The 13,200-nt window shown below is 64.4% G+C and carries 13 protein-coding genes and 1 tRNA gene; 10 read left to right on the top strand and 4 right to left on the bottom strand.

Annotation, left to right across the window (positions count from 1 at the left end):
• On the top strand, positions 1-354 hold the full coding sequence (locus IP92_RS22710; RefSeq protein WP_145879494.1) for an Hpt domain-containing protein: 354 nt from the start codon (positions 1-3) through the stop codon (positions 352-354).
• Between the two features lie 536 nt (positions 355-890).
• Positions 891-1,094: a cold-shock protein gene (locus tag IP92_RS22705; protein WP_145879491.1), complete on the top strand. Its 204-nt coding sequence runs from the start codon at positions 891-893 to the stop codon at positions 1,092-1,094.
• A 290-nt stretch (positions 1,095-1,384) separates the two neighbouring features.
• On the opposite strand, the gene IP92_RS22700 is transcribed toward IP92_RS22705, so the two are convergent.
• Complete coding sequence (locus tag IP92_RS22700) at positions 1,385-2,290, bottom strand: LysR family transcriptional regulator (protein WP_145879489.1); 906 nt, start codon at positions 2,288-2,290, stop codon at positions 1,385-1,387.
• A gap of 138 nt (positions 2,291-2,428) precedes the next feature.
• Here IP92_RS22700 and aceB point away from each other — a divergent pair, with 138 nt between their 5' ends.
• Positions 2,429-4,018, top strand: a complete 1,590-nt coding sequence (aceB, locus tag IP92_RS22695) for a malate synthase A (protein WP_145879487.1) — start codon at positions 2,429-2,431, stop codon at positions 4,016-4,018.
• A gap of 13 nt (positions 4,019-4,031) precedes the next feature.
• Here aceB and IP92_RS22690 read toward each other — a convergent pair whose 3' ends face one another.
• Both IP92_RS22690 and gloB read right to left on the bottom strand, forming a co-directional pair.
• A complete protein-coding gene (locus IP92_RS22690) occupies positions 4,032-4,679 on the bottom strand; it encodes a 2-hydroxychromene-2-carboxylate isomerase (RefSeq protein WP_158206626.1) in 648 nt (215 codons plus the stop codon).
• 11 nt (positions 4,680-4,690) lie between these two features.
• Positions 4,691-5,476, bottom strand: coding sequence for a hydroxyacylglutathione hydrolase (gene gloB, locus IP92_RS22685; RefSeq protein ID WP_145879483.1), 786 nt, complete (start codon positions 5,474-5,476; stop codon positions 4,691-4,693).
• A gap of 17 nt (positions 5,477-5,493) precedes the next feature.
• On the opposite strand from gloB, the gene IP92_RS22680 reads away from it, so the two are divergent.
• The 4 genes from IP92_RS22680 (at position 5,494) to IP92_RS22665 (ending at position 7,582) form a co-directional block, all read left to right on the top strand.
• Positions 5,494-6,264, top strand: a complete 771-nt coding sequence (locus IP92_RS22680) for a class I SAM-dependent methyltransferase (protein WP_145879481.1) — start codon at positions 5,494-5,496, stop codon at positions 6,262-6,264.
• Positions 6,257-6,697, top strand: coding sequence for a ribonuclease HI (rnhA, locus tag IP92_RS22675; protein ID WP_145879479.1), 441 nt, complete (start codon positions 6,257-6,259; stop codon positions 6,695-6,697). The genes IP92_RS22680 and rnhA overlap by 8 nt, the downstream gene beginning before the upstream one ends.
• Positions 6,698-6,754: 57 nt before the next feature.
• Positions 6,755-7,453 carry a DNA polymerase III subunit epsilon gene (dnaQ, locus tag IP92_RS22670; protein WP_145879477.1) on the top strand — a complete coding sequence of 233 codons (699 nt, stop codon included), beginning with the start codon at positions 6,755-6,757 and terminating at the stop codon, positions 7,451-7,453.
• 54 nt (positions 7,454-7,507) lie between these two features.
• Positions 7,508-7,582: transfer RNA gene (locus IP92_RS22665), tRNA-Val, on the top strand.
• Between the two features lie 119 nt (positions 7,583-7,701).
• On the opposite strand, the gene IP92_RS22660 is transcribed toward IP92_RS22665, so the two are convergent.
• Positions 7,702-8,988 carry a DUF2254 domain-containing protein gene (locus tag IP92_RS22660; protein ID WP_145879476.1) on the bottom strand — a complete coding sequence of 429 codons (1,287 nt, stop codon included), beginning with the start codon at positions 8,986-8,988 and terminating at the stop codon, positions 7,702-7,704.
• Positions 8,989-9,432: 444 nt separating this feature from the next.
• Here IP92_RS22660 and IP92_RS22655 point away from each other — a divergent pair, with 444 nt between their 5' ends.
• From IP92_RS22655 to IP92_RS22645, 3 genes are all read left to right on the top strand, one after another.
• Positions 9,433-10,002: a hypothetical protein gene (locus IP92_RS22655; RefSeq protein WP_145879475.1), complete on the top strand. Its 570-nt coding sequence runs from the start codon at positions 9,433-9,435 to the stop codon at positions 10,000-10,002.
• A gap of 14 nt (positions 10,003-10,016) precedes the next feature.
• Positions 10,017-11,534 carry a BCCT family transporter gene (locus IP92_RS22650; RefSeq protein WP_145879473.1) on the top strand — a complete coding sequence of 506 codons (1,518 nt, stop codon included), beginning with the start codon at positions 10,017-10,019 and terminating at the stop codon, positions 11,532-11,534.
• Between the two features lie 97 nt (positions 11,535-11,631).
• Complete coding sequence (locus IP92_RS22645) at positions 11,632-13,035, top strand: DUF389 domain-containing protein (protein ID WP_145879471.1); 1,404 nt, start codon at positions 11,632-11,634, stop codon at positions 13,033-13,035.
• The last annotated feature ends 165 nt before the right edge of the window (positions 13,036-13,200 follow it).

The following is a 13,200-nucleotide window of genomic DNA, read 5'->3' as shown; positions in this document are numbered from 1 at the left end:
GTGGCCACGCCCGCCGATCCCGCGTTCCGCGACCACCTGCGCGCGCTCGGCGACAAGTTCGCCGCGAGCGTGCCGGAGCGGATGCGCGCGATCGCCGATGCGGTGGCCGCCGCCGGTTCCGCGCCGGACACCGCGCAACTCGAGCGCGTCCATCACGCCTTGCATACCGTTGCCGGTTCGGCCGGTTCGTTCGGCTTTACGGCGCTGGGCGACGAAGCCCGCCGGCTGGAACAGGCGGTGCGCGCGATATTGGCGGGCGGGGAAGGGTGGCCCGCGCTGATTCCGCAAATCCGCGCCTATCTGGCCTGGGCTACCAAAAACCCACGCGACAGCAAATTCGTGGCGCACGATTGATATTAATCAAACGCCACCGACGAATATTGTCTATAGTTACACACATGCCGAACAACACTGCAGGTGCATCTTTCACTGCAATTTCATTGGCTACCGGTTTGCGGCACGGATTTCGGAGATCGGCGACGTGTTCGACGATTCTTCGTTGACTCTGCGTCGATTTTTCGTCGACGCCGCGTCGACCCAGCGGCTGCATACCGGAGGCAATGAGAGGGCGGTTGGAGGTGCTGAAAGTGTCGTGATCGCGGTCGTAACCGCGGTTGCGGCACCGCCGAAGTGACTGGAAACGTTTATCAGCAGCATTTTTCTGCCGTTTTTTGCGCCGGAAAGGCCACGAAATAGGCGGTTTCTACCACTTTCGGCTCAGCAGTAGCAAATATTTCGTGAAAACGTGCTCTACGACGGACTTTTTGGCGCTGTATTCGGTATAATGCGGGATCGTTTAGATTCAAGGGTAGTGCAGGTTGTCTGCCATTGCATACTTGCTTCGAACGATATCACGGGCGCAAGCTCATTTAACTGTAATAGGAATTGTAATGGCAACTGGTATCGTAAAATGGTTCAATGATTCGAAGGGTTTTGGCTTCATCACCCCTGACGAAGGCGGCGAAGATCTGTTCGCTCACTTCTCGGCGATCCAAACCACCGGCTTCAAATCGCTGCAGGAGAACCAACGCGTATCCTTCGACGTGACCGCTGGTCCGAAAGGCAAGCAAGCATCGAACATTCAGCCTCTGTAATACGCTGAATCAAACGACACAAAAATCCTCGGTTCCCGGGGATTTTTTTTTGGCCAGGCGAAAATCGTTTCGCTGAGCAATTCATGGTCTCCAGGTTCCATCGCCTGCAACGGCGGGCGGCATTGGTAATCGGGCCGCGGTTCGGTGGTGCAACGTGAGGTGCCCGCAGCGTTGCTGCTGCGCCTTTGCTTGTGCCGCCATCGCCGGCATGGCGCCCAAGTCCGCATCGCTGCATTAAGCCCTTTGCGGAGCTCGTCAGGGCATCCCGCGCGGCAACCCCGATGATCCCGTCAGCCCTGGCGCCAATAGCCGGGCTGCGCATACGTACGCCGCAGGAAATCGACGAAGGCACGGATGCGCAGCGGCAGGTGGCGCCGCTGGGCGAACACGGCATAGATGTCGTTGCCGGGCGCCGCGTATTCGTCCAGCACGCTTTGCAGGCGGCCCGCCTCGATGTCGACGCCGACTTCCCACATCGAGCGCCACGCAAGCCCCTTGCCGGCAAGGACCCAGTCGTGCAGCACGGCGCCGTCGTTGCAGCTCATATTGCCGCTCACCTTCAAGGTAACGCTCTTGCCGTTGTCGCGAAACGTCCAGCCGCGCTGGCTGCCTTCGCTGCTGATCGCCATGCAGTTGTGCTTCGCCAGGTCGTCCAGCGTGGCGGGGATGCCGTGGCGCGTCAGATAGGCGGGCGTGCCGACGACGACACGGTGGTTGTCCGCCAGCTTCACGCTGACGAGGTTCGAGTCGGACAGGCTGGCGATGCGGATCGCCACGTCGACGCCTTCGCCGATCAGGTCAACGACGCGATCGTTCAGGTTCAACGTGACGGTCACGTCGCGGTGCTCGGCCAGGAACGAGGGAATCAGCGGGGCGACGTGCTGCCTGCCGAACCCGGCCGGTGCGGAAATCATCAGGTGGCCGGTCGCATGCGCGCTGCGTTCGGACACGGCCGCTTCGGCGCTTTCCAGGTCGGCCAGGATGCGCTGACAATCCTCCAGGAACGCGGCGCCTTCGTCCGTCAACGCCAGCTTGCGCGTGGTACGCTGTAGCAGTTTGACGCCCAGACGCTGCTCCAGCGCATCGAGGCGGCGGCCGATCACGGCCGGTGCGATACCCTCGGCGCGGGCCGCCGCCGACAGGCTGCCGCGCGCGACCACGTCGACGAACGTGGAGATCTGTCTGAATTGTCCCATCTCATCCAATCGTCATCTGTGACAAATTTGCACAGATGAAGTGATTAATAGTCTCGTTTAGCTAAGTATTCAGTCAATATACTGCAAGGTATCCAGTTCCACCAGAGCATACAGAGCATACAAACCAAGGAGATCCAGATGAGCATCGCATTACCCGAAGGGATGGAGATCAAGGGCGAAATCAGGCCCGATTATGAACGCGTGCTGACACCGGAAGCGCTGGCGCTGGTGGCCAAGCTGTCGCGTGCATTCGAGCCGCGGCGCCAGGAATTGCTGGCGGCGCGCGTTGAACGGGCCAAACGGCTCGATGCCGGCGAGCGCCCGGACTTCCTGGCCGAGACGGCCCACATCCGTGCCGGCGACTGGAAGATCGCGCCGATTCCCGCCGCGCTGCAATGCCGGCGCGTCGAGATCACCGGCCCGGTCGAGCGCAAGATGGTCATCAACGCGCTGAACTCCGGCGCGGACAGCTACATGACGGACTTCGAGGATTCGAACACGCCGAACTGGCACAACCAGCTGCAGGGCCAGGTCAACATGATCGACGCCGTGCGCAAGACGATCACGCTGGAGCAGAACGGCAAGTCCTACAAGCTGAACGACAAGACGGCGACGCTGGTCGTGCGCCCGCGCGGCTGGCACCTGGACGAGAAGCACGTGCTGGTCGACGGCAAGCGCATCTCCGGCGGCATCTTCGACTTCGCGCTGTTCATGTTCCACAACGCCAAGGAACAACTGGCGCGGGGCGCCGGCCCGTACTTTTACCTGCCGAAGATGGAATCGCACCTCGAAGCACGGCTGTGGAACGACATCTTCGTGATGACGCAGAATGAGCTGGGCCTGCCGCAAGGCGCGGTCAAGGCGACGGTGCTGATCGAAACGATCCTGGCCGCGTTCGAGATGGACGAGATCCTGTACGAACTGCGCGAGCACAGCGCCGGCCTGAACGCGGGCCGCTGGGACTACATCTTCAGCTGCATCAAGAAGTTCAAGGTGGACAAGGACTTCTGCCTGGCGGACCGCCCGAAGGTGACGATGACGGCGCCGTTCATGCGCGCCTACGCATTGCTGCTGCTGAAGACGTGCCACAAGCGCGGCGCACCGGCGATCGGCGGCATGTCCGCCCTCATCCCGATCAAGAACGATGCGGAGAAGAACGAGACGGCGATGGCTGGCGTGCGCACCGACAAGGCGCGCGATGCGACCGACGGCTACGACGGCGGCTGGGTCGCGCACCCAGGCCTTGTCGACCTGGCGATGACGGAATTCACGAAGGTGCTGGGCGATGCGCCGAACCAGATCGGCAAGCAGCGCCCGGACGTCGACGTGACGGCCGCCGACCTGCTGAATTTCCAGCCGGAAGCGCCGATCACGGAGGCCGGGCTGCGTTACAACATCAACGTGGGCATCCATTACCTTGGCAGCTGGCTGGGCGGTAACGGCTGCGTGCCGATCCACAACCTGATGGAAGACGCCGCGACGGCCGAGATCAGCCGCTCGCAAGTGTGGCAGTGGATCCGTTCGCCGAAGGGCGTGCTTGACGATGGCCGCAAGGTCACGGCCCAGATGGTGCGCGCGATGATTCCCGAGGAACTGCCGAAGGTCAAGGCAGCCGCGCCCGATGGGACGAGCGAGAACTACGAGCGCGCGGCCCGCATCTTCGAGCAGATGTCCACGTCGGAATCGTTCGCCGAGTTCCTGACGTTGCCGCTGTACGAAGAGATCTGACCGGTACCCCGCGTCACAGCGCGCGCGTCGCCAGCGCGGGGCGCGCGAGGAATTCCCTCAGCCGGCCTTCGTCGATGCGATGGCCGGCAATGCGCCGCAGCAGCAGGTCGATGCGGTCGCCGCCCCAGAACAGCTCCCCCTGGTAGCTGAACGTCGGCACGCCGAACACGCCGGCCTGCGCCGCGCGTTCGGTGGCCTCGATCAATTGCTGTTTCACTTCCGGAGTGTTCGCCGCGACCTGCAGCGCTTCGCCGTTCAGGTCGCACTCGGCGGCCAGCTGCGCCAGCACGGCGGGGCTGGACAGGTCCAGGCCCCGTTCCCAGCACGCCTGCGACAGCATGAACGTGAAGCGGCGCCGGCTCGTCAGCGAGTTCATCGCCAGGCACATGCGCAAGGCCAGCAGCGGGTTGAACGGATGGCCGGGCGGGCCCTTGAACGTGAGGCCTTGCGCGTCGGCGATCCGCATCACGTCGCGGAACATCGCCTCGCGTTTCGTCGGCACTTCGGCCGGCCCCTTCAAGCCATGCGCCTTCAACAGGCCCGCGAACAGCACGGGCTCCATTTCCAGGTGCACGCCCGCCGCCTCGATGCGGGCAATGTGTTTCGTGGCCAGCCACGCGTAGGGGCTGATCGGGTCGTAATAGAACCTGACTGTCTCCATGAGTGTTCCTGTCAAAAATGGTTCTTCCATTCGCGCAGTGCGGCAAAGACGGCCACGGGCGGCGCGCCGGCGTCGAGCTTGCCGGCGTCGTGCAGGCTGCGGGCGATGCGTTGCTCGCGATAGCGCAGGAAAGGGTTGGTGGCGCGTTCCAGCGCGATCGTGCTGGGCACCGTGGGCACGCCGCGTTCACGCTTGGCCGCCTCGTCCGCCATGCGTGCGTGCAGCGCGTCGTTTTCCGGTTCGACCGCCAGCGCGAAGCGCAGGTTCGACAGCGTGTATTCGTGAGCGCAAAAAACCTTTGTCCCGGGCGGCAGCGCGGCGAGCTTGTCCAGCGACGCGGCCATCTGCGCCGGGGTGCCTTCGAACAGGCGGCCGCAGCCACCGGCAAACAACGTGTCGCCGCAGAACAGCCATGGCGGGCCCACGTTGCGGAAGTAGGCGATGTGGCCTTTCGTATGGCCGGGCACGTCCAGCACGGTCAGCCGCATGCCGATACCGGGCACGGTGATCGTGTCGCCGTCGCCGAGCGGTTGCGTGACGGCTTCGATGCCGTCGCTGCGCGGCCCGAACACGGGTACCGGATAATGCTGCAATAATTCAGGCACACCGCCAATGTGGTCACCATGGTGGTGGGTGAGTAGAATGGCGGTAAGTGTCAGGCCGTGCGCCTGCAAGGCGGCGAGCACAGGCTGGGCATCGCCGGGGTCGACGACGGCCGCGTGGTGGCCGTCATGGACCAGCCACAGGTAATTGTCGTTGAAGGCCGGAACCGCCAGAACGTCCAGGGTATCATTCATTGCTTCAAAGGGAAGGCATGGATAGCGCAACATCCGAGAAATCCATTATAGCGCTGGACAGCTGGCTTCAAACGCCGGCCGGCAGCTATGTGCGCGCCTGGGAGCAAAGCCGCCTGGACGAACTGACGGCGGACATCTTCGGCTACAACGCCGTGCAGATCGGCACGCCGCAGATCGACGCGCTGGCGGCCAGCCGCATGCCGCACAAGTGGCTGGCCGACACGGTGCCGCACCCGACCGAGGTAACGACGGGCCGGCCCGTCGCGCTGACGTTGGACGGCACCGAACTGCCGTTCGCATCGCAGAGCCTGGACCTGGTCGTGCTGCCGCACGTACTCGAATACGCGGCGGAGCCGCACCAGGTGCTGCGCGAGGTCGAACGGGTGCTGATCCCGGAAGGCCAGCTGATCATCTGCGGCTTCAACCCGGCCAGCCTGTGGGGCCTGCGGAACGTGCGTGGCCGCGTCACCGGCAACCGTTACCTGCCGCCGGCCGAGCTGATTTCCATGCCCCGCATCAAGGATTGGTTAAAATTGCTGAATATGGGAGTCAGCCACAGCCACTTCGGCTGCTATGCGCCGGCATGCCGCACGGAGCACTGGCTCGCGCGCTACGCGTTCATGGATCGCGCCGGCGCACGGTGGTGGCCTTATTTCGGCGCCGTGTACATGGTGCAGGCGATCAAGCGGGTCAAGGGCATGCGCCTGATCGGGCCGGCCTGGAGCAAGAAGACGGCGAAGGCACCCGTAGCCGTCCCCGCAACGAACAAACACAGGAAACATGGATAAAGTAGAGATTTTCACCGACGGCGCGTGCAAGGGAAACCCGGGCGTCGGCGGCTGGGGCGCGCTGATGGTGGCGGGCGAAGCGCAGAAGGAATTGTTTGGCGGCGAGCTGAACACCACGAACAACCGGATGGAGCTGAAGGCCGTCATCGAATCGCTGAACGCGCTGAAGCGCCCGTGCGAAGTGGTGCTGCACACCGACAGCCAGTACGTGCAGAAGGGCATCAGCGAATGGATCCACGGCTGGAAGGCGCGCGGCTGGAAGACGTCGACGAAGGAACCCGTCAAGAACGCCGACCTGTGGCAGGCGCTCGACGTGGCGCAGGCCGTGCACAAGGTCGACTGGCGCTGGGTGCGCGGCCACAACGGCCACCCCGGCAACGAACGGGCCGACATGCTGGCCAACCGCGGCGTGGACTCGGTGCGCCGCAAGTAAAAACCCTGCGCCGCGCTTTGCTATACTGCGCGGCTGTCCTTAGAAGCCCACGTATTTATGCGCCAGATCGTCCTCGATACCGAAACCACCGGTATCAACCCCAAGCTGGGCAACCGTGTCATCGAGATCGGTTGCGTCGAGTTGGTCAACCGTAAGCTGACCGGCAATAACTTCCACCGCTACATCAACCCGGACCGCGACTCGGAAGAGGGCGCACTGGCGGTGCACGGCCTGACGACGGAATTCCTGTCCGATAAGCCGCGCTTCCACGAGATCGTCGAGGAGCTGCGCGAATACATCCGCGGCGCCGAAGTCATCATCCACAACGCACCGTTCGACCTGGGCTTCCTGAACCACGAGTTCCGCGCGCTGAACCTGCCGTCGTTCGAGGAACACATCGGCGGCGTCATCGACACGCTGGTGCAGGCCAAGGAACTGCGCCCCGGCAAGCGCAACTCGCTGGACGCGTTGTGCGACCACTACGGCATCTCGAACGCGCACCGCAAGCTGCACGGCGCACTGCTGGACGCGGAGCTGCTGGCCGACGTGTACCTGGCGATGACGCGCGGACAGAACAGCCTGGGCATGGATGTCGAGGTCGAGGAAACCAGCACCGGCATCAGCCTTGAGCAGGTGGCACTGGCCGAGATCCTCGTCGTGCGCGCGAGCGCCGACGAAGTGGCGGCGCACGAGGAACTGCTCAATGGCCTGGACAAGGCAATGAAGGGCACGTGCCTCTGGCGCACAGCGGCATGATCATCATCGGGGCTTGACGAAGCGCAAGTCACCACCTATAATCATGCCTTCTTCGGGAGGTTAGCTCAGGGGTAGAGCACTGCATTCACACTGCAGGGGTCGCAAGTTCGAAACTTGCACTTCCCACCAGGATTCTTGGAAAGGCCCGCAACGTCTAGTTGCGGGCCTTTTGTCTTTGGCGTGGCCCGCTGTTGCCCGCCGCAAAACGTGCAAGGGCGGACGACACATCGCAGGCGCAGCGGACTGGCTCATTCCCGTCCCTCTGCGGCATGATCGCGGCCGGATTGGTCGGAACTGCCCCAGTACTGCGCATGTCGCGCCCGGACTTGGTGGAGGTCGGGGGCGAAACCAAGCGCGTGCTCGGAGCGGCGCAGCGCCAGGTCGGCATGGCGTCGAGCTAACGCTCGCAGCGCCGGATCTTCTCGGCCGAGTTCGCCAAGGTGGCGCTGCAGCCGCAACGCCACTTCCACGATGCCCGCACCGTCGCGGGCGATGGCGTTGAAAGCGTCGTCGAACAGGTCGTCCAGCGCCAGAGCGGGAACGGCCACGCGTTCGCACGTGGGCGGATCGGGCAATCCGCCGCGCGACAGGGCCGCAAGCAGGCGCTGGAGCGATCCCAGTACGCCGATCGCGGTCCCCGGGTCGTTGATGCCGGGGGAGAGCGCACGCCCGGCGATTTCGGCCAGCACGACCAGACCGAACCTGGGGTCGTCGTCGAATTGGCGCTGGGTGCCGATCGTGAACGCTTGTTGAAAGGCGCGGTGTGCCGCCGACACGTCGCGGTACTGCGGACACTGCAGGTGACACAGCGGACGCCCTGGGCTCACGTAGGTGCCGGGCAAGACCGCCACGCTGACCCGCAGGTCGTGCTCCGCCGCGACGCGTTGCAGCCGTGCGACGTCGACGTGCTGGACATAACCGATGCGGTGTCCGTGCACCGGGACTCCCTCTTTTGGGGCCGCGGCCGGGACGCCCCCCAGGAATGGCTGGCACTGGCGCCGCGCCAGTGCCGCGGCCGTTGCTCGCTCGACCTTTTCGACGATCGCGCCGATGCGGCCCAGGCGCGCGATACGGTCGACCCAGCGCACGAAGGTGAGAACCACGATGACGAGGACCACCACCATCAGCGTGAACAGCGTCAAGCGGCCCGCCGGCCCGTAGTAGCCGTTCATCGCCGCGCTGATGCCGACGATGCTGAAGATGAAGGCGCCGATGAACGTCGACAGGGCGTTTTGCGATACGTCGTCGGCGACGATCAACGGGAACGCCCGCGCGGTCGCGATTTGCCCGGCCGAAGCATAGGCCGATACCATCGAGGCCACCGCGAACGTGGCGATCGCCAGCATGCTTGCGGCGATAATCTTCAACAGCTCCACGACCGAAGTCTGCGTTACCTCGGGCACGGCGCCCTCCACCAGGCGGTCGGCCAGATGGGCCAGCAGTACCCCGATGACCGACAGGGCACATGCGAGCAGCGGTTTGATCCACAAACGTTCGCGCAGGCGGCTGAGCAGGAATCGAAGTCGTTCACGCATGGGATGCTCCACTCGACGCGTACCGCGCGCCGTCAAGCCAGCTTGGCGCAAGAAGCACGCCCGGTCGGTTCGCTTGCGAACGGTAGCTCGCGGCTGCGCAGCGGCCATCGGGCGGAGTACGAAAGCGGGCCAGGCGGGCCTGCCGACTGTGCATGCCATGCAGAAGGCTCATGCGCCCAGCTGCACGTGACGCGGCGCCGCTCGAGCACAGGAGCCGGATATGCATTTGTGCAAATGGAATAGCCTTGCTATCATGCCCCCGCTTGCTGAGCGGGGGCGGGCTGTCCAGCCACGATGCCCCGGCCTGCCATGCCCCGCATCGCCGTCGGCGCCGTCGCACAATCCGACGCGTGCGCGCCCGCCTTGCGGCCCCAGTGCGGGCCATGGCCGTCTTCAACCCAGCGGCGGGCCGGCCTCGAGCCGACAGAGCGGAAAAGGAACCACATGCCTTACCTAGTTTTGCACAACGATCTTGCCACCTGGGCGATCGCGATTTGCATCGGCCTCGTCGTTTACGCATCGGTTGGCATCGCCAGGCGCGTCGTCGTGAAGCGCCTGAGGGCATTCGCACAAACCACGGCGACTTACCTGGATGATCTGGCTGCGCGTGTGCTCGACGCGACCCATCCATTGTTCATGCTGCTGATCGGCGCCTACGTCGGCTCGCATTGGCTGAGCTTGCCGGAAAGCGGTACGGTGCTGCTGTCGCGGCTTGCCATCGCCGCCTTGCTGTTGCAGGCCGCACGGTGGGGAGACGTCGGCGTGCAGGGATGGCTGCACCAGTACCGGGCACAGCGCAGCGCGCTCGATGCCGCCAGCACGACTACGACGGCGGCGCTCGGGTTCGTGGAGACGGTATATATATCGTCAACACGCCCGATTACGGGGTGTACATGGACATCCAGCAGGCCATCAATGTCGCGTTGTTCGAGCGCTTCGAACAGGAAGGGATCGCGTTTGCATACCCGACCCAGACCGTATACTTTGCGAACGCAGGCAACGGTGCCGGGATGAAGGAGTAGCTCCACATGCAGATGCTGTTATCCGCAGGATTCATCCTGCTCGTAGTGTTGTGGGGCATCCTGGCCCCGCGAAACATGGCGGCCGTCTTCGACGAGCTGCTGTCGGCGCTGACCCGCAACTTCGGCTGGCTGTACCTGTGGGTCGTGCTCGGTCTCGTGGTGTTTGCCGCTTTTGTCGCCTTCAGCCGCTACGGCAACATGAAGCTCGGCGGCGAGGATGACGAGCCGGAGTTCGGCGTCGGCAGCTGGTTCGCCATGCTGTTCGCGGCCAGCATGGGGATCGGCCTCGTTTTCTGGGGCGTCGCAGAGCCGGTCTCGCATTACGGCACCGCGCCGCCCGGCATCGCGCCGCACACGCCTGAGGCCGCCAATGCCGCGATGCGCTATGTGTTCTTCCATTGGGGCGTGCATCCATGGGCGGTGTACAGTGTGGTCGCGCTGGCGATCGCTTTTTTCCAGTACCGGCGGGCGGGCACTCCGCTCATCAGTACAGTGACCAGCGCATTACCGTGGCGGCCAGTACGCTCGATGGCGGGCCTCTTCAACGGCCTCGCGGTGGTGGCCACCGCGTTCGGGGTCGCCGCTTCGCTCGGTGTGGGCGCGCTGCAGATCAACAGCGGCCTGCATGCGGTCTTCGGCGTCGACGTCAATACCACGACGCAGGTGACGATCATCATCGTCACCGCGCTGGTCTTCATCACCTCGGCCGTGACGGGGGTTGAAAAAGGCATCAAGTACCTGTCGAACTTCAACATGGCAGTGGCCGCGCTGCTTGCCCTGGCGGTCTTCCTGCTGGGCCCTACGGTCGCGATCATCGATACATTCACGAACACGCTGGGCAGCTACCTGAGCGAAATTGTACGGATGAGCCTGCGCGCGACACCGTTTCGCGAGAGTACGTGGGTCGGCAATTGGACGATCTTCTACTGGGCCTGGTGGATCTCGTGGTCGCCGTTCGTCGGCCTGTTCATCGCGCGGGTTTCCCGCGGGCGAACCATTCGCGAATTCATCCTGGGCACCGTTCTCGCCCCCTCGCTGGCGGCCTTCCTGTGGTTCTCCGTCTTCGGCGGTGGCGCGTTGTACATGCAGATCTGGCAGCACGTGCCGCTCGCCGAAGCGGCGAAGGCCGATGTCGCGACCGCCCTGTTCACGATGTTCGATGCGATGCCTTTCGGGTACGTGATGTCGGTCGCCGCCACGCTGCTGGTGCTGGTGTTCTTCGTTACCTCGGGCGACTCGGCGGTGCTGGTGCTGGGCATGATGAGCACAGGCGGCAATCCCCATCCGCCCAATCGCGTGAAGATCGTCTGGGGGAGCCTGGTCGCGGGCATCGCGGTCAGCCTGCTGTTGGCGGGCGGACTGAAGGGAGTGCAGACCGCGACGATCCTGTTTGCGCTGCCCTTTGCGCTGGTCATCGTGTTGATGGTGATTTCGCTGTGGCGGGCGATGCGCGAGGATTGGATCGAGGAAGTACGGCGCGAACGCGAGATGCGGCGGCGCCTGCGCGAGATGGTGACGAAATAGCAGGGCGCGTAAAAAGTATTTCGCCGTAAGGAAATCTCTGGGAAAATTGCCGTCTGGCAGTCTTCCCGCCGGAAATCCTTTTACGGTAACAAGGTTCATGAACGCCCCCGAGACCCACCGCCCCTCCTTGCGCGCCGCGATCGCGCACCGCTTCAGCCTCCTCGACGACAAGGCGGACGACGCGGAAATCGACCGCAGCCTGCGCGCTGGCGTCGAATTGAGCGGCGCAACGCCGTGGATCCTGATGCTCGCGATCCTGATCGCGTCGGTTGGCCTGAACACCAATTCGACTGCGGTGATCATCGGCGCGATGCTGGTGTCGCCGTTGATGGGGCCGATTGTCGGCGTCGGCTACGGCATCGGCATCTTCGATTTCGCGCTGATCCGGCGTTCGCTCGCCAATCTCGCGATCGCCGCCGGCATCAGCCTCCTGACGTCCACGCTGTATTTCATGCTGACGCCGCTAGCAGAGGCACAGTCGGAACTGCTGGCCCGTACCACACCGTCGCTGTGGGACGTCCTCATCGCGCTGGCGGGTGGCCTGGCCGGCATCATCGGCCAGACGCGGCGCGAGAAATCCAACGTCATTCCTGGCGTGGCCATCGCCACCGCCCTGATGCCGCCGCTCTGCACGGCCGGCTACGGCCTGGCGAACGGCAATTGGTCGGTGTTTGGCGGCGCGTTCTACCTCTTCTCGATCAATTGCGTCTTCATCGCCTTCGCGGCGGTGGTCGTCATCGAATTCCTGCGGCTGCCGCACCGCAAGTTCGTCGATCCGGCCAGGGAGCGTCATGTCAAGCGCGCGCTGCTGGCGATCGTCCTGTTGACCGGCTTGCCGAGTATCTTCCTGGCGGCCCGCCTCGTCGACAATGAAGTGTTCAGCAGCCGTGCGCGCGAGTTCGTGCGCAAGGAATTCGGCGCGGCGCAAGTCCATGTGATCGAGACGCGGGTCACACCGGGTATGCACGACATCGAGGTCACGCTGATCGGCGCACCGCTGCCGCCGGCGGCCATCAAGGCACTCGAAGCGCGCCTCCCGGCCAGTGGACTGCAGCAGGCGCGGCTGCGCGTGCACCAGGTCCAGGCCGAAGACCACAAGGAGATCGACGTGCGCAGCCTGAAGGCGGACATCCTGGCCGAGATCGTGCGCAACAACCAGCAAACGCTGCAGGACAAAGACGCGGCGCTTGCCGCGTTGCGCGAGCAAGTGGCCAGCCAGCAGGCGTGGCTCAAGCAGGCGGATGCCGTGACGCGCGAATTCGAGGCGCAGTATCCGCAATGCGGGAACGTATTGTTCGGGCAGGCGGTGCCCGCCGGCAGCGCCGGCGCGGCCACCGTTCCCGTGCTTAGCGCCGAGTGCCGCCGAATGCCCAAGGCGAGCGAAGTCAGGCGCATCAACGAGTGGCTCAAGGTGCGCACCGGCAGCGCCGAGGTCAGGCTGGTGCTTGCCGCCGGACGGACCCGGATCGTGCGGCTCGCCGACAGAGAGCCCGCCCGATAGCGAGGCGCCGGCAGCACGCGGTTCAGCAGGTGCCCGGGATGCGCGCAGTGCGCCTTGGATCGGAGCCCCTGGCGGCAATGGCGCCACCGAGGCCTTCGAACACGGGGGGAGGGCTGCTGCGCCAGGCATCATCGGATCGCAGCGGCGCGACTTCGGCCCTGGTTG

Origin of the sequence: Pseudoduganella flava (assembly GCF_007830495.1) — a bacterium.
GTDB classification, from domain to species: domain Bacteria; phylum Pseudomonadota; class Gammaproteobacteria; order Burkholderiales; family Burkholderiaceae_D; genus Rugamonas; species Rugamonas flava.
Note: the sequence above shows the minus strand (reverse complement) of the source record. Positions and strands in the feature narration are given on the sequence as shown.